Here is a 15,998-nt window from a genome sequence, read left to right on the forward strand (position 1 = left end):
CGCTTCTTGGCCGCAGCCCGTCTTCGTCAAGCGAACGCCTGCTGGCGTTCCAACGCCTCCTCATAGCTCGGCATCGATCCCGCCGCCCCGGCCCGTTCCACGCAGACCGATGCGTAGGCGGCGGCAAAGCGCACCGCATCGGCTAACGGCACCTGATTTGCCAGCTGCGCCGCCAGGGCGCCGTTAAACGCATCGCCCGCGCCGGTGGTGTCTTTCGGCTGCGCCGGAAACGCCGGGATCAGCTCGCTGTTTTCCCCGTCCGAGAACAACGCCCCCTGCGTGCCCAACGTCACGATCAGCAAACGAATGCCCTTAGCGTGCAACACCTGCGCCGCCTGGCGTGCCGAAGCCACATCGCGCACCGGCACGCCGGTCAGCAACGTGCACTCGGTGGCGTTGGGCGTCAGCAGATCGACCTGCGCCAACAGGCTGTCCGGCACCGGCTGAAACGGCGCCGGGTTGAGTATGATGAACGTTTGCGCTTCGCGGGCGATGGCGATCACCTGCTCAATCGCCGGCAGGTTGTTCTCCAACTGGGTCAACAGAATATCCGCCGCGGCGATCGCCGGGCGGCACTGGCGCACCTCGTCTTCGCTGACCGTCAGGTTGGCGCCGGGATCAACGGCGATCATATTCTCCGCCTCCTCGCCGGCAACATAGATAAGCGCATTGCCGGTCGGGCAATCGCCGGTCGAAAACAGCGTCACCGCATCGAAACCGGCGGCGGCGAGGTGGCGCCGGGCGAAGGTGCCGAAGTCGTCGCGCCCCACCTTGCCGATATAATGCACCCGCGCCCCAGCGCGCAGCGCGGCGGTGGCCTGGTTGGCGCCCTTACCGCCCGCGCCCATCATGCTGTTGCGGGCGATCAGCGATTCACCGGGCTGCGGAAAGCGCGCCATGCCGGCGACGATATCTAGGTTGAACGAACCGAACACGCAGACTTTGCCTTTCATTGCGGGTACTCCCTGCTCAATTGGAGGTGGCGCCGGGCGGCCAGGCAGGCGCCTTTGCAGCCGGTTTCATCGGTCAGGCGGCTGACGGAGATCGCCAGCCCCTGCGCCGGCTGCGGCCCGCGCAGATGACGGCGAATCTCTTGCTCAAGGTGCGCCAACGGGAAACCGCTCATGGCGATCACGCCGCCGCCCAGGATCAGCCGCTGGGGATCGAGCACGTTCATTTCGATGGCGATGGTCTGCGCCAATCGTTCGACGAAGCGCCGCAGATCCGGATGATCGCCGTGGCGCTCAAACAGCCGGTCGAACGGCGTTTGTGCCGCGTTGGCGCGCGCCCAGCCGGTCAGCCAATGGCCGGAAGTCAGGCTCTCGACGCAGCCCCGTTTACCGCACGGGCACTCGCCCTGATGGCCGGGCCAGGGAATGTGCCCCAGCTCGCCGGCGGCGCCATGCGCCCCGTGGTAAAAATCGCCGTTCAGCCACAGGCTGTTGCCCATGCCGGTGCCCAGATACAGCCCCACCGCCACCTGCGGCAGCGCCGGCAGCTGCTGCAAATCCCACCACAGCAGATGGTTGACGTCCTTGTCCATTCGCACCGGCAACGCCAACAAATCGGCCAACAGCGCCGCCACCGGCTGGGCGTCCAGCGCCGGGATAAACGGCAGCGACAGCACCCGCGAGCGATCGCGACTGAGGATCCCCGGCAGCCCCAGCATCACCTGCGCCACCTGACGATCTTGGCAATGCCCGGCGATCAGCTGGCCCAACGCCGCCAGCGGATCGGCCTGCCGCGCCCAGTCGGCGGTCGCTAACTTGCGGTAACCGCTGAATTCACCTTCATCATCCATCAACAGCAGGCGGGTATTGGTGCCGCCGACGTCAACGCCAAGAAAATACCGCATCATGTCCCCCGCCTCAGGCCGCCTGCCGCATCTGATCCAGCATTTTTTCCCATGCCGTCTCCAGATCCGGATCGAGATTGAACAGCCCGGAGCTGCCGACGATCAACACTTCTGCACCGGCGCCCATCAGATCGCGGTAAGTGCGCTGGTTGCAGGATCCGTCGATCTCGATCAGATAGCGCAGATTTTGCTGGCGTTTCAGATCGCGCAATTGGCGGATCTTTTCCAGCATTTCGGGAATGAACGGCTGCCCGGCATAGCCCGGATCGACGGTCATCACGGTGACCTTGTCCAGCAGGTGAAGGTAGTGGCGAATAAACTCCACCGGCGTGGCCGGGTTCAGCACCACCCCCACTTTTTTGCCCAGCGCGCGGATTTGATTGATCACCCGAAACGCGTCGCGGTTGATGGTTTCAGCGTGCGGGCAGATAAAGTCCGCGCCGGCGCGGGCGATTGGCTCGATAAAGTCGGTCGGGTTCTCCACCATCAGATGCACATCCAGCAACAACGAAGTGTGCGGGCGGATCTGTTCGATAAAGAACGGCGACAGCGTGATGTTTTTAACGTAATGTCCGTCCATGATGTCGATATGCAGCATATCGGCGCGGCGGTTCAGCACCGCCAACTGTTGGCGGATATCCATCAGGTTCATGCACATCAGTGAAGGCGAAATCTGGTATTTCATTAGCGTTATCCTGCGCAAAAGGGAAAAGGATCAGTGGCCCGCCGCGGTTCTGGCCTGGGCCGCGCTGCGGCGCATCGCCCGCCGCTGCCGATAGCGATGCCGGAAAAACTTCAGCGCCAGCACCGCGATCAGCACGGCGCCCCACATCGCCAGACTGAAATGCGGGCTGACGTTCATCAGATTCAAACCGGTCGCGATCACCTGCAGCACGATTAGCGCCAGCACCACGCCGCTGACCCGGCCAAAACCGCCGAACGGATCGGTGCCGCCCAGAATGATCGCCAGCACCGTCAGCAGCAGGTAAGAGTCGCCGTAGCCCATGCGCGCCGAGTTGAAGCGCGCCATCATCACCAGCCCGGCAATGACGCACAGCAGGCTGGAGAGGGTGTAAATGGCGATCAGCACCCGATGGGTATTCACGCCGCTGAAGTGGGTGGCGTTGATGTTGCTGCCGCTCATGTAGATGCATTTGCCGAGCCGGGTTTTCTGCAGGAACAGCGCCAGCAAGGCGGCGACCGCCAGGAAGATCCACAGTGGCACCGGCACGCCCAGCACGCTCTCGGCGCCGATAAACCGCACGATCTCCGGCATGCCGCTCAGGGCTGCGCCGCGCGTCAGGTAGATGCCGATGCCGTTGACCGTGGTCATGGTGGCCAGCGTCACCAGAATCGGGTGCGCGCCGACGTAGGCCACCAGTGCGCCGGTCGCCGCGCCGATAAGCCCGGCCAGCAGCATCGCCGCCACCAGCGCCAAGGCCAGCCACAGCGCCTGCAAGCCCAGCCCGGCGTCCGCCGGCAGGTAGCTGATGAACAGCCAGGCCATCAGCAGGCTGGTCAGGTTGGCGCTGGCGATAATGCACAGGTTCAGGCCGCCGCTGAGGATCGGAATGAACATCGCCAGCGTCAGCAGGCCCAGCTCCGGCAGCTGGAAGGCCACGCTGGTGAAGGTGGCGCCGCTGAAGAAGCGCCCCGGCATCAGCAGGCTGAAGGCGAGCACCACCGCCAGCAGCAAGGCCAGCAAACCGACGGCGGCCCCGTCCGGACGAAATTTCAGGTTGTTGCCCATCAAGCGCTCCTCAGGCGAAACCAACGTCGGTTTCTTTGCGTTTCTTGTAGTGAGTGACGGTGATCGCCGCGACGATCACCAGACCGATCACCACGTTCATGAAGTAGCTGGACACGCCGATCAGGTTGAGGCCGTTTTTCAGCACGCCGATCAGGAACACGCCCATCAGCGTGCCGACCACGCTGCCCTTGCCGCCGTTCAGGCTGGCGCCGCCCAGCACCGCCGCCGCCAGCACGTCAAGCTCGCCGCCCACCAGCGCGTTGGGCACCACCTCCCCCATGCGGTACACCTGCACCAGGCCGCCGATCGCCGCCATCGCGCCCAGATAGCCATAGGCGAACAGATGCAGCAGGCCGACGCGGATGCCGATGCGCCGCGCCGATTCCGCATCGCCACCGACGGCAAACAGCTGGCGCCCGAGGTGCGTTTTGTTCAGCAGCAGCCAGGTCAACAGCGCCACCGCCAGCATCACCAGCGTCGGCAAACCGAGCTGATAGCTCTGCTCACCCAGTTGGAACGGCAGCACGCTGCGGGGCAACGTCCACCAGTCCGGCAATGCGTACACACTGCGGCCGTTGGTCAGCCACATCAGCATGCCGAACAAGAACGCCTGCATGCTGATGGTGACAATGATCGAGACGATGCGAAGGCAGTAGATCAGCAGCGCGTTGACCATGCCCAGCGCGGCGCCGATCGCCAACGCCAGCAAAATGCTGCCCGCCGGGCTGGCCAGGCCGTAATGCGTCGCCAGCGTGGCGATCAGGTACTGCACCACCGAGGCGACTGCGGCGAAGGAGATATCGATGCCGCCGGTCACCAGCACCACGAACAGGCCGAGGGCGAAAATGCCGCTCACCGCGTAGCTTTCACTAAGATCGAGCAGGTTCTGCACCGTCAAAAACCGATCGCTGAGCAGCGAAAAGACGATGACCGTCAGCAGCAGTACCCAGGCCAGATAGCCTTCGTTGCCGCGCGGTTTCAGACTGAATCTACGCATTGACCGCCTCCGCCAGCTGCTGCTGGCTCACCTGCCCCGGCAGGTATTCGCCGATCACGCTGCCGCCGCTGAAGTGCAGCACCCGATCGCAGTTGTAATACACCTCCGGCACTTCATCGGAGATCAGCAGAATGGCGATCCCTTCCTGCGCCAACAGATGGATCAGTTGGTAGATGCTGGCCTTGGCGCCAACGTCGACGCCAACGGTCGGCGAATCGAGGATCAGGATCCGCGGCTGGGTCAGCACCCACTTGGCCAGCACGATCTTTTGCTGATTACCGCCGGACAGCGTCGAAACCGCCTGATCCGGATCCGCCACCCGCACGCCGAGTTTGGCAATCCATTCTGCGACGATGCGATTCTTGCGGTAATCGTCGATCAGGCGAAAACGCCCGCGCAGCTTATCGAGAATGGTCAGCACCGCGTTATCCGCCACCGACTGTTGCTGCACCAGCCCCAGCGTCAGGCGATCCTCCGAGACGTAACCGATGCCGGCCTTGATGGCGTCCTCATGGCCGCGAAAGCGTACCGGTTTGCTGTCGAGATAAAGCTTGCCGCTGTCCGGGCGGGTCATGCCGAACAGGCTCAGCGCCAGCTCGGTACGCCCGGAGCCGAGCAGTCCGCACAGCCCGAGCACCTCGCCCTGATGCAGGCGGAGGCTCACGTCCTGATACTGCCCGGCGCGGCTGAGACGATCCGCCTCCAGCATCACCCGATCCTTATTCATGCTCGGTGACTTCAGGCGATAATCCAGCTTCAAGCCGGTCATCAACTCGGTCAGGCGATCGCCGGTGATCTCCGCCGCCGGCCAAGTGCCGATCTTGTTGCCATCGCGGATCACCGTGACGCGATCCGAGATCTCCAGCACCTCGTCCAGCCGGTGGCTGACGAACACCACGCAGATGCCTTTCGCTTTCAGGTAATCCACCGTGCGCAGCAGCTGATTGACCTCGGTGCGGGTCAGTGAGGCGGTCGGTTCATCCATGATCACCAGCCGCGCTTCCGCCACCAGCGCGCGGCAGATTGCCACCTGCTGGCGCTGGGCAATCGGCAGCTCCGCCACCCGTTTGTCGAGATCGAGATTAAAACTCAGCTCCTGCAGCAGGCGCTCGGCGGTGCGCCGCAGCCGCGCCGGCCGGTGCCACCCCAACAGCCCGCGCAGGTTGTGCTCGAAGGCGATGTTTTCCGCCACCGTCAGGTTGGGAAACAGCGACAGATCCTGATAGATCACCTGAATGCCGAAGGCGCGCGCCTGATCCGGCGACAGCCGGCCGAAGGTTTGCCCATCGAGGGTAATGCGGCTGCCGTCATCCGGTTGATACACGCCGGCGATCGCCTTGATCAGCGTGCTCTTGCCGCAGCCGTTGGTACCGGCCAGGCAGTGCACCTCCCCCGGCATCAGCGCCAGTGAGATATCGTTCAGCGCTCGCTGCCCGCCGAAGGTCATCGACAGCTGTTGCAACGCGATCAGCGGTGCACCCTGCGTTGCCGTATTGCCGGAAATCGCCATGATTACAGCCCCATTTTCACCAGCTTCGGCAGGTTTTGCTTATCCAGGCTTTCGGTGGCGTTGCCGAGAATAGTGTGCTGCTGCGCATCCACCTGCACCTTGCCCATGCCCTCGATGGTCATGCCATCGGTGATTTTTTCTCCTTTGTGCATCATGTCGGCGATGCGCACGAACACTTCGCCGGCCACCATCGGATTCCAGATATAACCGCCCTTGATGGCGCCGCGATTGACCAGCGAAGCGCCCTGGCCTGGGCTGAACGGCCCAATGACGCAGATATCGTTGCTTTTGCCGCGGTTGAGCACCGCGCGCCCGGCGCCGATCGGCCCCTGCGAACCGAACGCCAGCACGCCTTTCAGATCGGGATATTTGGCCATCAGATCGTTGGTGGTGCGCACACTGTCATCCAGCGATTCCCCCACGCCGAACTTGTCGCCCACCAGCTGCATGTTCGGGTAGTGCTGCTTCTGGTAGTTGATGGCCGAGTCCGACCAGGTGATGTGCAGCGGCACCGTCAGGCTGCCGACATACACCGCATACTTGCCCTGCTCTTTCATGCAGGCGGCCAGCGCTTTCATGTGGTTGACCCCGTGCTGCGAGGCGTCCACCAGCTCAAAATCCCAGTCGGCGTACTTCTGGCCGGGGGATTCGTGCACGATCACCTTGATGCCCGCTTCCTGCGCGCGCTTGAGCACCGGCTCCAGCACCCGGGCGTCGTTCGGCACCACGCCGATAATGTCCACCTTCTGCGCGATCAGATCCTCGATGGCGCGCACCTGCAGCGCCGGATCCGCCGCCGTCGGCCCGACCATCCAGGCGTCGATGCCGCGTTTGGCGCTCTCGCTTTTGATACCGGCCTCCATGGCGTTGAACCAGGGAATGCCGCCGATCTTCACCACCACGCCCATTTTCAGCTTGTCCGCCGCCTGCGCGGAGACCGACAGCAGCAGCGAGGCAAACAGACCGACCAGTACGGATTTTTTCATTGTTCTCTCTCCACAAGTGTTGGCTGTAATAAAAGGTTTTCGTTGTTGTTATCGCGCCGCCCTTTTCGCGGCGGCTGAAACTTCAATCACGTCGACGTTATTCCAGGCCAATTCCTGACGAAACTCGTCGTCGCCAAGCCTGTCGGTGATCAGCGTATCTATTTCCCGGTAATGGCAAATGCGAGCGAACGAGCGGCGGCCGAACTTGTTGCTGTCCACCAGCAGGAACTTGCGCTCCGAGGCCAGCAGCATCTGTTGCTTCAGCCGCGCATGGTGCTCATTGCTCTCGCGGATGCCGCCGTCCTGGCAAATGCCGTGGCAGGAGAAAAACAGCTTGTTGATCACGAACTCTTTCAGCATCTGCTCCGCCAGCACGCCGATAAAATCCTCGTACTTGGCGGAATACTCGCCCCCCAGCCCGATGGTGCGCACGTTGGCCTTGCAGGCCAGCGTCTGGATGATGTGCAGCGAGTTGGTCAGCACCACCAGCGAGATATCCGGCAGCTGGCGCGCCAAAAACCAGCTGGTGGAGCTGCTGTCCAGCAGCAGGCAATCCCCGGGCGCGATAAACTCCAGCGCGCGTTTGGCGATGCGCGTCTTCTGCTCCGGCGACTCATTGCTGCGCTGGCGGAAGGACTCCCCCTGATCTATCTCGGCAGGCACATAGGTTTTTTCCACCGCCGGCGGCTCGACGAACACCGCGCCGCCGTGGCTGCGCAGCAGCAGGCCGCGCCGTTCCAGCAGGGCCAGATCACGCCGCGCCGTCTCGATAGAGATCTGGCACAGCTGCGCCACCTCCTGCACCATCACGCGGCCGCGCTGGCTCAAGACTTCGGTAATAAAGCGATGACGTTCTACAGGCAGCATGTTTCTTTTCTCCTCCACGACGATGATTACGATATCGATTTGCCGCGCCGCGTTTTGCGCGCAGACGCAAAGCGCATCGCCCCGCGGTCGGTCAACGATCGCGCTGTGATAGTTGTCAAAAAAATCGGGAAGGAAATGAAATGAATAATTACGAAAGTGTGGAGTAACAGACAGTTATGATGCGCGAGCGCCTGAGGCAGACAGGAGAGAAACGGTAAACGGTCACAATTCCACGTTCCGCAGCATGACCGTTAATGACCGTTTGTGTGGTTTTGACCGAGCGCCGGCCCCAAAGTAGCCCGGCGTTCTATTTACAGCGGCTTATGCGCCGTTTCCCGCGCCGCCCATACCGCCCAAAGTGTGATAAGCAGAGCCAACGCAACATAGGCGGAAATCGCCAGCGTGCTGTCGTAAGATTTAAACAGAGAAGTGATGATCAGCGGGGCAAAGCCGCCACCGATAATCCCCGCCAAGGTATAGGCTAACGAAGAGCCGGCATAACGCACCCGTGTCGGGAACTGTTCCGTGATGAATGCCGCCTGTGGCCCATACATCGCCGCATGGATCAACAGCCCAATCACCACAGCCATGCAGATCAACACCGGTTGACTGCTGTCGAGCAGGACGAAGAACGCAAACGCCCACACTATCGCCGCCAATGCACCGCCGATATACACCGGACGACGGCCGAAGCGATCCGACAACGCGCCAAACAGCGGTACTGCGACGGCGTTGCCTATCGCCCCCAGCATGGTGGCACCCAGCGCCAGCGGGCGCGGCAGATTCAGCACGGTGGTGACGTAGGTCAACGTGAACACGACCACCAACGCATAGAGCACGTCAGAGCCGATACGCGATCCGCCGGCGATCAGCAGCGGACGCATGTGCTGCGTGAAGACTTCGCGCACCGGCGACTGCGTAACATCTTTCGACGCCTCCAGTTGCAAAAATGCCGGCGTCTCACCCACACCCCGACGCAGCCACAAACCGAAGATGACCAGCACCAGACTCAGCAGGAACGGAATCCGCCAGCCCCATTGCTGAAAATCGTCCGCCGACATCGCCAACGTCACCAGCGTAATGAGGCCTGTGCCGATCAACGAACCGCAGGACGGCCCTACCTGAGCAAAGGACGCGTTGCGCCCGCGCTGATGCGGCTTACCGTGTTCCATCGACAACAGTACCGCACCCGCCCATTCTCCGCCCAGCGCAATGCCCTGAATAAAGCGCAGCGTCACCAGCAGCAGTGGGCTCCAAATCCCCCAGCTGGCGTAGCCGGGCAGCAACCCCATCAACGCCGTGGTCACGCCCATGATCACCAGCGTGGTGACCAGTACAAAGCGCCGTCCCAACACATCGCCAAGGTGGCCGAATAAGATGCCACCGATCGGCCGGGAAACATAGCCCACCGCGTAAGTGGAGAAAGCCAGAATCGTGCCCACCAGTGGATCGAACGATGGGAAGAATACATGGTTGAAAATCAACGCGGCCATGATGTTGTAGACGGTGAAATCGTACCATTCCAGCGCCGTACCGATCGAGCTGGCCGCCGCAAGTGCCGGTATTGGGCGTTGCGGCGGCACTTTCTGCGGCCGGTGCGGCAACCTGTGCCGTTTCAGTGGTGTATGCATTCATGATGTCAGCTCCTGTGCAGTCAGTTGCCAGCCAAGGGCATAATGCCAGGCATCGGCGGCGGGCATGTTCAGCGCTTCAGCGGCCTGCTCGCTTAAACGCAGGCCGGCTTCGGCGTCGCTGCTTTCGATCAATAGCATCGGCAACATTCGGCGGTTTTCTCGCGATTCTTTCGGCAGCGGGGAACTGAGTTCGGCATCCGGCGTCAACAGGCTGCTGCGCACGAATCCAGGCTGTTCAGCCAGCTGCGCGCCCAGTTGCAAGATGCGGGCATGCAGCGCTTCCGATGCCGCCGACGGCAGCACGAAGATACAGAGATGACTGCCGCACCCTTGGCCAGTGACCGCCTCCACCGCACACACTCTGCGCATTGGATCTCGCATTTTCTCCAGGCTCGCCACCGACCATGGCGTTTGGTGTTGAAACGCGGCGCGATAGGCTTCAGAGGTAAAACTGGCCAACGATTCGGTTTTATACAACCCCAAATATTGACGCCCCCCCTGCAATGCCCGATAGCGTGTGCCGGATAAAAAGCCGGGCACCCGCACTCGCTCCTCCACATGTTCGCGGTCATACCAGCGATTAAAATCCGCATCATCCTGCGTGGCGACATCCGTCGCGACAAACAGCATTCCGTTCTGGGAATCGTTCATGAATATTCTCCTGGTCATCTCAAAAGGCAGGCCTGCGCCCACCGGAAAATCACGCGTCGGCGAGGCAGCGCTCGATCGCCAGCGCCCACCCCAACAACACCTCATCACGCATCGGCAACCCAGCCAGCATCAGTCCGACCGGCGCCTCTCCAGGCTGTTGGCAAGGCAAGGACAACGCGCAACCGTCGAGGAAATTGATGATCGCGGGATTGCGCAGCATCAGTCCGTTGCAACGGAAGTAGGCATCATCCGCCGCCAGCTCGCCGATAGTTGGCGCAATCAGCGGCACGGTCGGCATCAGCAAAGCGTCAAAACTCTGCAGCGCCGCCGTAACTCGCCGCTGCCAGTCGGCACGTTGTCGCTGCAACAGCTGCAGCTCAGCATCGCCCAAGGATGCACCGCGGCGAATGCGCGACAGCACCCTTGGGTCATAGCCATCGGCCCGTTCAGCGATCAACGCTTGATGCCAGCGCCAGGACTCCAGCGCGGTGAAACCGCCATCGGCATTGATCGCCGCCAGCTCGGCGAACGCCGTGGCGGGGATCAATTCAATACGTGCGCCTGCCTGACTCAGGCATTGCAGGCTGCGCTGGAACGCCCCGGCAACTTCCGGCTGCAGTTCATCCAGCACCACCGCTTGCGGCACGGCAAAATGCGCCTGCGCCAACGTTTTTTGCGGCACCCGCAGCGGACAGTCGGCAATCAGTGCATCCAGCGCAATACAGCTGGCGACGTCATGAGCGATCACGCCGATCGAATCCAGCGAAGGCGACAGCGGCAGTAAGCCAGCGTCATTGATGCGCCGTGCAGTGGGTTTATAACCGGTCAACCCGCACAGCGCGGCGGGAATGCGTACCGACCCGCCGGTATCGCTGCCAATCGCGCCCTGGCACATGCCGTCGGCCACCGCCACCGCCGCACCGGAAGAGGAGCCGCCGGGAATGCGCGCCGCCTGGCGCTCCCAAGGATTGGCCGGCGTCCCGTAATGCGGATTGATGCCCAGACCGGAATAGGCGAACTCCGTCATCGTCGTTTTGCCAACCACCACCGCGCCGGCTTGCAACAGCCGTTCCACTACCGCAGCGTGTTTTTCAGCGGCTGGCGCGTCCGCTAATACGCGCGAACCGGCCGTGGTCACCTCACCGGCCACGTCAAACAGATCCTTGACCGAGATCGGCACGCCATCCAGCGCTGACAGAGGCGAGCCGGCGGCGCGTCGCCGATCGGAGGCCTGCGCTTGCCGTTGCGCCCACTCGGTGTATGTTCGCGTAAACGCGCGCCCCCCCTCTCCCCGCTCATCGACGATCTGCGCCAAAGCGGCGGTGGTGAGTTGCACTGCGGTGAACTCACCGCTAGCCAGCCCGGCGGTGGCCTGCATCAAAGTCAGCTTTTTCATTACGCCACCACCGGCAGTTCGATGCTGCGGTAGCGATGACTGATGGTTCGCCCGAGCACGTCGTCCACCAGTTCCATGCGAAACTCGCCAGCCGGTCGAATGCCGCCGATCGCCGCCACCGTGCCGCAAGTCATCGCCAACCCGTCGGGCGTTTGCGGCTGCGCCAGCCCGCACTCCGGCGGCTGCATACCGGTGAAGTAACGTTCCAGCAAATCACCGGGCGTACGCAACGCGGCAAGGCAGCCCTGTTGATACAATCGCCATTCGCCCTCTTCCCTGATCCACGAACGCAAGATCAAACTGTCCCAATGTTCCAACACCTCCTGGAGCGGCCAGGCGGCTCGCGCCACCGGTTTAACGCAAATCTGTTTCGACAGCGCCACGCTGTGCGCTTCGAGTTGACGATCGGTGTGATCGGACGCCAATGACACGAACAGTTCGCCGCGGTGGGCAAAAATCAGCGGTTCCACTTCGCCGGACGTCGCGTTGCCAATGACTTCAATGGTCTCTTGCTGGCTCAACTGATTGGCGGCAACGCGGTAAAACAGGGGGATTGCACTGGGCTGGGGCACGCCCAGCTCGGCCAATTCACGAATATGGTGCAAGATCGCCTCGCGATCGCGTCCGGTCCAACCGGCGATCACCAGATGATCAATCTCAACATTCAACGTCGCCGCGCCGCAGGATTCAGGTAAAGTGAAGGTCAGTCTCATGGCAGTTTCGCCCCTTTTGTTAAAATACTGTGAAATTTCACTATATCTTTAGTTACCAAATAAGCGATTTCCATGCCATGTTTTTGTGTACTATGTCTAAAAACTTTCTTCTTGCAGGAGCAAAACGTGAAGACTGTTGACGCAGAAAGCCCGCAGCGCCCGATGACGGAAGAAGCCGGCGTGTCACTGAACGAGCTGGCCTACCGGCGTTTCAAACAGGCGCTGGTCACACTCAGCTACAAGCCGGGCGAATATCTCAATACCGCGCAGGTGATGAACGACCTGGATATGGGGAGAACGCCGATCAATCAGGCAATCCACCGCTTGGCCAACGAGGGGTTATTGCAGGTCATCCCGCGCAAGGGCGTGATGGTTTCACCGTTGTCGATGGACGATGCGTTGGAATTGATCGAAGTAAGGCTGGCTAACGAGATGCTGTGTATGCGGCTGGCAAGCCAGAAGATTACCGAGAGGCAGATAGCAACGCTGACCGAACTCAATCGGCAAATCGAAGCCGCGAGCCAGGAGCGAGATAGGGTGCGCATGATGACACTCGATCATGAATTTCACCAGGAACTGGCGCAGATCGCCGGCAATAACATGCTGGCGGATATCCTGAGTGTACTGCACGCCAGGGCGCAGCGTTTTTGGGCCAGCACCCTGTCGCGGGAAGGGCATATGCGCGAAGTGATCGACGAACACCGGGCAATTATCGCCGCGCTGGCCGCACAAGACAGCGCCGCCGCCGCCGAGGCCGCGCAGGCGCATATCCTGTCATTCCGCACTGCGCTGCTGCACGACGGGTAACCCCGCGGCGCAGGATATTACCGGGAATAGTTATGATGACCCTGTTCTGCCGATGAGCAGGAGATAAACGGTAAACGGTCACATTTCACGCTCCGCGGAATGACCGTTTTTATAGTTTTGATCGAGCTCCATCGAGAGGTGGCCGACGTTGGTAGGCGTTGCCTTAAAAAACAGCAAAAAAATCCGGTGAGAATCTCACCGGATCGTTAGCCGCCTGACACACATTATTCTTCGTGCTCATGCTCTTTCAACATCGCCTCACGCAACACGGCGTTCAGGCGTTTCTGATAGCCTTTGCCTGGCCGCTGAAGCCAAGCCAACACATCCGCATCGATTCGGATGGTTTTTGATACTTTCATCGGCTTATAAAAACGCCCCTGAACCGCAGTCTGCCACGTTTCTTCCCCCAGCGCCGGCGCATCGGCATAATCGATGTCCTCGTCCGGCAACGCATTCAGTGAAGCAATTTGCGCTTTCTGCTCCTCCGTCAACGGCGGGAGTACGCTATGGGCCAGATTTTTGGCGGAATTTTTGCGCTTCATATCTTCCCCTCTCTTTGGCATCGGCCTTGCGTGCTGAAATGATACGCACGATCTCGACGGTATCGCCTTCGACATCCGTTTCGATCGTCGTATGTGCCACCAGCAACAGCAAACAGGATCCGACCATACCGATCGTTTGCCAACGTTCTTCTCCATCCTCGATCCTTTCCAGCACAGCCAAATGGTTGGGATCCAGAAAAACCCGTTGCGCTATCTCAAAACTGACACGGTGTTTACGCTGTTTGCTGTGATTTTTATCCTGATTCCATTCAAAATAAACATACATTTTTGTAACTACATTTTGATTGTTATTTAATCAAAATACACTCCGCACGACGGGATGTCAAAACCCCCTCATGCATTCAACGCCCGCCTGCTGCCTCGATAAAAGTACCGGTCACGTAAGACGCAGCGTCAGACAGCAGCCAAGCGATCGCCTCCGCCACTTCCTGCGGCTGCCCGCCGCGCTGCATCGGTAAACTGTCCTTCACGCGATCCACCCGGCCGGGCTCGCCGCCGCTGGCGTGCATCTCGGTATAGATGAATCCGGGCCGTACGCCGTTGACGCGGATGCCCTGCGCCGCCACCTCGCGCGATAACCCGATGGTCAGGGTATCGACGGCGCCTTTCGAGGCGGCGTAATCGACGTATTCCCCCGCGGCCCCCAACCGGGACGCCGCGGAGGAAACGTTGACGATAGCACCGCCCTGCCCGCCATGGCGCTGCGCCATGCGTTTCACCGCCTCGCGGCAACACAGGAAGTAACCGGTGACGTTGGTGCCGAGCACCTGATTGATGCGCTCGGCGGTCAACTGTTCAATGTTCGCCTGCTGGAACAGAATGCCGGCGTTGTTGACCAGCGCGCTGAGCGTGCCCAGCCCGGCATCCAGCGCCCTGAACATCGCCATCACCTGCGCTTCATCGGCCACATCGGCCTGCAGCGCCAGCGCCTTACCGCCCTGCGCCTCGATCTCCGCCACCACCTGGCGCGCCGCATTTTCGTCACGCCGGTAATTCACACCCACCGCATAGCCCTGCCGGGCCAGCAGCAAGGCGGTCGCGCGGCCAATCCCCCGGCTTGCGCCGGTCACCAATGCCACTTTCGTCATACTGTTTTTTCTCTGGTTAGCGATATCAACACAGCGGCCTGCGCGCAGGCGCCCCGTATGCCCGTCAGAGTATAGAGCGGCTCCCTAAAAACCGCTTCAAAGCTGAGCCAGGCGGCGCAGCTGCTTTTTAATGCGCGACTTGGCGCAGCCGTAAGCATCCGTCGCCGCCGCCTGATGCACCCGCTGCAAAGCGGAAGCATGATGGCCGCCGTGGCTATGGCTCTGCGCATCGCCGCGAAAAGACAACAGCAACAAAACGAGCAACGTCGCCACGCCTACATACATCAGCCGCCGCGGGGCGCCCGCGTTCGGGAAACCTTCAGTCTGCATGTTTCGCTCCCCCAGCCATGATTTCGAATGGCAGCAAAATAACTGAAATTCCCCCCCGCTCCCTTAACGCGAGATTAAAGCCAGATTAAGGTTTGCTTAAGAACGCGCAGGCAAAGCGGTTTTCCCCGTTGTCTTCCCGTCAGCGTTATAGTTAGATAAGCGCGACTCAAGGCTCTCAGCGGAAATAACGTGAACATACTGTTGGTGGAAGACGACCTGCAATTAGGCAAGGCGCTGTGCCGCGCATTGGAGCTGGCCGGCTTTAATTTGTGCTGGGTGCGCCTGCTCACCGACGCGGAAAATAAACTTTCACCCGGCGGGTTCGATTTGATGCTGTTGGATCTCACGCTGCCGGACGGCGACGGTTTGCAGAAGCTGATCGCCTGGCGCGCCGCCGGGCAAAATATTCCGATCATCATCCTGACCGCTCGCGACCGCATCGAAAGCTTGGTGAACAGCCTCGACTCCGGCGCGGACGACTTTCTGGCCAAACCCTTTGCGCTGCCCGAACTCATCTCGCGCGTCAAAGCGGTTAACCGGCGCATGGCGGGCTTCGCTTCTCAAACCTGGAGCCTCGGCGCGCTGTATCTCGATCCGGTCAACCATCAGGTCATGCTGGATAACGAACTGCTGATGCTGTCGAAAAAAGAGTATCACCTGCTGCACGAACTGATGCGCTGCGCCGGCACCGTGGTGCGCAAAGCGGTGTTGGAACAGCGGCTGTTCGGCCACGGCGACAGCGTGGAAAGTAACTCGCTGGAAGTGCACATGCATAATTTACGGCGCAAAATCGGTAAAGAAAGAGTGATTACCGTACGCGGCATTGGCTATTTGCTGAAGAAAGAGTAGCG

At 61.0% G+C, this 15,998-nt stretch carries 17 protein-coding genes and 1 pseudogene; 2 read left to right on the forward strand and 16 right to left on the reverse strand.

Annotated elements, in window-relative coordinates:
• Positions 1–26: 26 nt before the first annotated feature.
• The 12 genes and pseudogenes from rbsK to GUC32_RS20170 all read right to left on the reverse strand — a co-directional run bounded on the left by rbsK (position 27) and on the right by GUC32_RS20170 (position 12,359).
• Positions 27–953: a ribokinase gene (gene rbsK / locus GUC32_RS20115; protein ID WP_025304128.1), complete on the reverse strand. Its 927-nt coding sequence runs from the start codon at positions 951–953 to the stop codon at positions 27–29.
• Positions 950–1,858, reverse strand: a complete 909-nt coding sequence (gene alsK / locus GUC32_RS20120) for an allose kinase (RefSeq protein ID WP_197837478.1) — start codon at positions 1,856–1,858, stop codon at positions 950–952. Before alsK ends, rbsK begins: the two co-directional genes overlap by 4 nt.
• A gap of 10 nt (positions 1,859–1,868) precedes the next feature.
• On the reverse strand, positions 1,869–2,540 hold the full coding sequence (alsE, locus tag GUC32_RS20125) for a D-allulose 6-phosphate 3-epimerase (RefSeq protein WP_197837479.1): 672 nt from the start codon (positions 2,538–2,540) through the stop codon (positions 1,869–1,871).
• Between the two features lie 30 nt (positions 2,541–2,570).
• Entirely contained in the window at positions 2,571–3,605 is a 1,035-nt protein-coding gene (locus GUC32_RS20130; RefSeq protein ID WP_197837480.1) for an ABC transporter permease, read from the reverse strand.
• 10 nt (positions 3,606–3,615) lie between these two features.
• The gene (locus GUC32_RS20135) at positions 3,616–4,602 is read right to left on the reverse strand and encodes an ABC transporter permease (protein WP_043142614.1); all 987 of its coding nucleotides are present in this window, start codon (positions 4,600–4,602) and stop codon (positions 3,616–3,618) included.
• Positions 4,595–6,112 carry a sugar ABC transporter ATP-binding protein gene (locus GUC32_RS20140; protein WP_197837481.1) on the reverse strand — a complete coding sequence of 506 codons (1,518 nt, stop codon included), beginning with the start codon at positions 6,110–6,112 and terminating at the stop codon, positions 4,595–4,597. Before GUC32_RS20140 ends, GUC32_RS20135 begins: the two co-directional genes overlap by 8 nt.
• Positions 6,113–6,114: 2 nt before the next feature.
• Complete coding sequence (locus GUC32_RS20145; protein ID WP_025304134.1) at positions 6,115–7,098, reverse strand: substrate-binding domain-containing protein; 984 nt, start codon at positions 7,096–7,098, stop codon at positions 6,115–6,117.
• A 48-nt stretch (positions 7,099–7,146) separates the two neighbouring features.
• Entirely contained in the window at positions 7,147–7,965 is an 819-nt protein-coding gene (locus GUC32_RS20150; protein ID WP_197837482.1) for a DeoR/GlpR family DNA-binding transcription regulator, read from the reverse strand.
• 311 nt (positions 7,966–8,276) lie between these two features.
• A pseudogene (locus GUC32_RS20155) lies at positions 8,277–9,600 on the reverse strand (MFS transporter).
• On the reverse strand, positions 9,597–10,250 hold the full coding sequence (locus GUC32_RS20160; RefSeq protein WP_043142626.1) for a DUF4286 family protein: 654 nt from the start codon (positions 10,248–10,250) through the stop codon (positions 9,597–9,599). Before GUC32_RS20160 ends, GUC32_RS20155 begins: the two are co-directional and overlap by 4 nt.
• 49 nt (positions 10,251–10,299) lie before the next feature.
• On the reverse strand, positions 10,300–11,646 hold the full coding sequence (locus GUC32_RS20165; RefSeq protein ID WP_369435399.1) for an amidase: 1,347 nt from the start codon (positions 11,644–11,646) through the stop codon (positions 10,300–10,302).
• The gene (locus GUC32_RS20170; RefSeq protein WP_025304139.1) at positions 11,646–12,359 is read right to left on the reverse strand and encodes a DUF2848 domain-containing protein; all 714 of its coding nucleotides are present in this window, start codon (positions 12,357–12,359) and stop codon (positions 11,646–11,648) included. The genes GUC32_RS20165 and GUC32_RS20170 overlap by 1 nt, the downstream gene beginning before the upstream one ends.
• Before the next feature lie 162 nt (positions 12,360–12,521).
• Here GUC32_RS20170 and GUC32_RS20175 point away from each other — a divergent pair, with 162 nt between their 5' ends.
• Positions 12,522–13,166, forward strand: coding sequence for a GntR family transcriptional regulator (locus GUC32_RS20175; protein ID WP_169540627.1), 645 nt, complete (start codon positions 12,522–12,524; stop codon positions 13,164–13,166).
• 224 nt (positions 13,167–13,390) lie between these two features.
• Here the strand turns inward: GUC32_RS20175 and GUC32_RS20180 are convergent, their stop codons facing one another.
• The 4 genes from GUC32_RS20180 to GUC32_RS20195 form a co-directional block, all read right to left on the reverse strand.
• Positions 13,391–13,708 carry a BrnA antitoxin family protein gene (locus tag GUC32_RS20180; RefSeq protein ID WP_033639455.1) on the reverse strand — a complete coding sequence of 106 codons (318 nt, stop codon included), beginning with the start codon at positions 13,706–13,708 and terminating at the stop codon, positions 13,391–13,393.
• Positions 13,671–13,994 (reverse strand): BrnT family toxin, encoded by a 324-nt coding sequence (locus GUC32_RS20185; protein WP_369435400.1) that lies wholly within the window; start codon positions 13,992–13,994, stop codon positions 13,671–13,673. The genes GUC32_RS20180 and GUC32_RS20185 overlap by 38 nt, the downstream gene beginning before the upstream one ends.
• A gap of 76 nt (positions 13,995–14,070) precedes the next feature.
• Positions 14,071–14,817 carry an SDR family oxidoreductase gene (locus GUC32_RS20190; RefSeq protein WP_127146808.1) on the reverse strand — a complete coding sequence of 249 codons (747 nt, stop codon included), beginning with the start codon at positions 14,815–14,817 and terminating at the stop codon, positions 14,071–14,073.
• A 96-nt stretch (positions 14,818–14,913) separates the two neighbouring features.
• Positions 14,914–15,147, reverse strand: a complete 234-nt coding sequence (locus tag GUC32_RS20195) for a hypothetical protein (protein WP_089196238.1) — start codon at positions 15,145–15,147, stop codon at positions 14,914–14,916.
• A 189-nt stretch (positions 15,148–15,336) separates the two neighbouring features.
• On the opposite strand from GUC32_RS20195, the gene GUC32_RS20200 reads away from it, so the two are divergent.
• A complete protein-coding gene (locus GUC32_RS20200) occupies positions 15,337–15,996 on the forward strand; it encodes a response regulator (protein WP_025304145.1) in 660 nt (219 codons plus the stop codon).
• Positions 15,997–15,998 lie beyond the last annotated feature (2 nt).

Source organism: Serratia sp. NGAS9 (assembly GCF_009905295.1).
Taxonomy (GTDB): domain Bacteria; phylum Pseudomonadota; class Gammaproteobacteria; order Enterobacterales; family Enterobacteriaceae; genus Serratia; species Serratia bockelmannii.

Excerpts from the sequence above, each read along its gene's own strand:
- rbsK (WP_025304128.1), bottom strand. The coding sequence starts at position 953 with ATGAAAGGCAAAGTCTGCGTGTTCGGTTCGTTCAACCTAGATATCGTC.
- alsK (WP_197837478.1), bottom strand. The coding sequence starts at position 1,858 with ATGATGCGGTATTTTCTTGGCGTTGACGTCGGCGGCACCAATACCCGC.
- alsE (WP_197837479.1), bottom strand. The coding sequence starts at position 2,540 with ATGAAATACCAGATTTCGCCTTCACTGATGTGCATGAACCTGATGGAT.
- GUC32_RS20130 (WP_197837480.1), bottom strand. The coding sequence starts at position 3,605 with ATGGGCAACAACCTGAAATTTCGTCCGGACGGGGCCGCCGTCGGTTTG.
- GUC32_RS20135 (WP_043142614.1), bottom strand. The coding sequence starts at position 4,602 with ATGCGTAGATTCAGTCTGAAACCGCGCGGCAACGAAGGCTATCTGGCC.
- GUC32_RS20140 (WP_197837481.1), bottom strand. The coding sequence starts at position 6,112 with ATGGCGATTTCCGGCAATACGGCAACGCAGGGTGCACCGCTGATCGCG.
- GUC32_RS20145 (WP_025304134.1), bottom strand. The coding sequence starts at position 7,098 with ATGAAAAAATCCGTACTGGTCGGTCTGTTTGCCTCGCTGCTGCTGTCG.
- GUC32_RS20150 (WP_197837482.1), bottom strand. The coding sequence starts at position 7,965 with ATGCTGCCTGTAGAACGTCATCGCTTTATTACCGAAGTCTTGAGCCAG.
- GUC32_RS20160 (WP_043142626.1), bottom strand. The coding sequence starts at position 10,250 with ATGAACGATTCCCAGAACGGAATGCTGTTTGTCGCGACGGATGTCGCC.
- GUC32_RS20165 (WP_369435399.1), bottom strand. The coding sequence starts at position 11,646 with ATGAAAAAGCTGACTTTGATGCAGGCCACCGCCGGGCTGGCTAGCGGT.
- GUC32_RS20170 (WP_025304139.1), bottom strand. The coding sequence starts at position 12,359 with ATGAGACTGACCTTCACTTTACCTGAATCCTGCGGCGCGGCGACGTTG.
- GUC32_RS20175 (WP_169540627.1), top strand. The coding sequence starts at position 12,522 with ATGACGGAAGAAGCCGGCGTGTCACTGAACGAGCTGGCCTACCGGCGT.
- GUC32_RS20180 (WP_033639455.1), bottom strand. The coding sequence starts at position 13,708 with ATGAAGCGCAAAAATTCCGCCAAAAATCTGGCCCATAGCGTACTCCCG.
- GUC32_RS20185 (WP_369435400.1), bottom strand. The coding sequence starts at position 13,994 with ATGTATGTTTATTTTGAATGGAATCAGGATAAAAATCACAGCAAACAG.
- GUC32_RS20190 (WP_127146808.1), bottom strand. The coding sequence starts at position 14,817 with ATGACGAAAGTGGCATTGGTGACCGGCGCAAGCCGGGGGATTGGCCGC.
- GUC32_RS20195 (WP_089196238.1), bottom strand. The coding sequence starts at position 15,147 with ATGCAGACTGAAGGTTTCCCGAACGCGGGCGCCCCGCGGCGGCTGATG.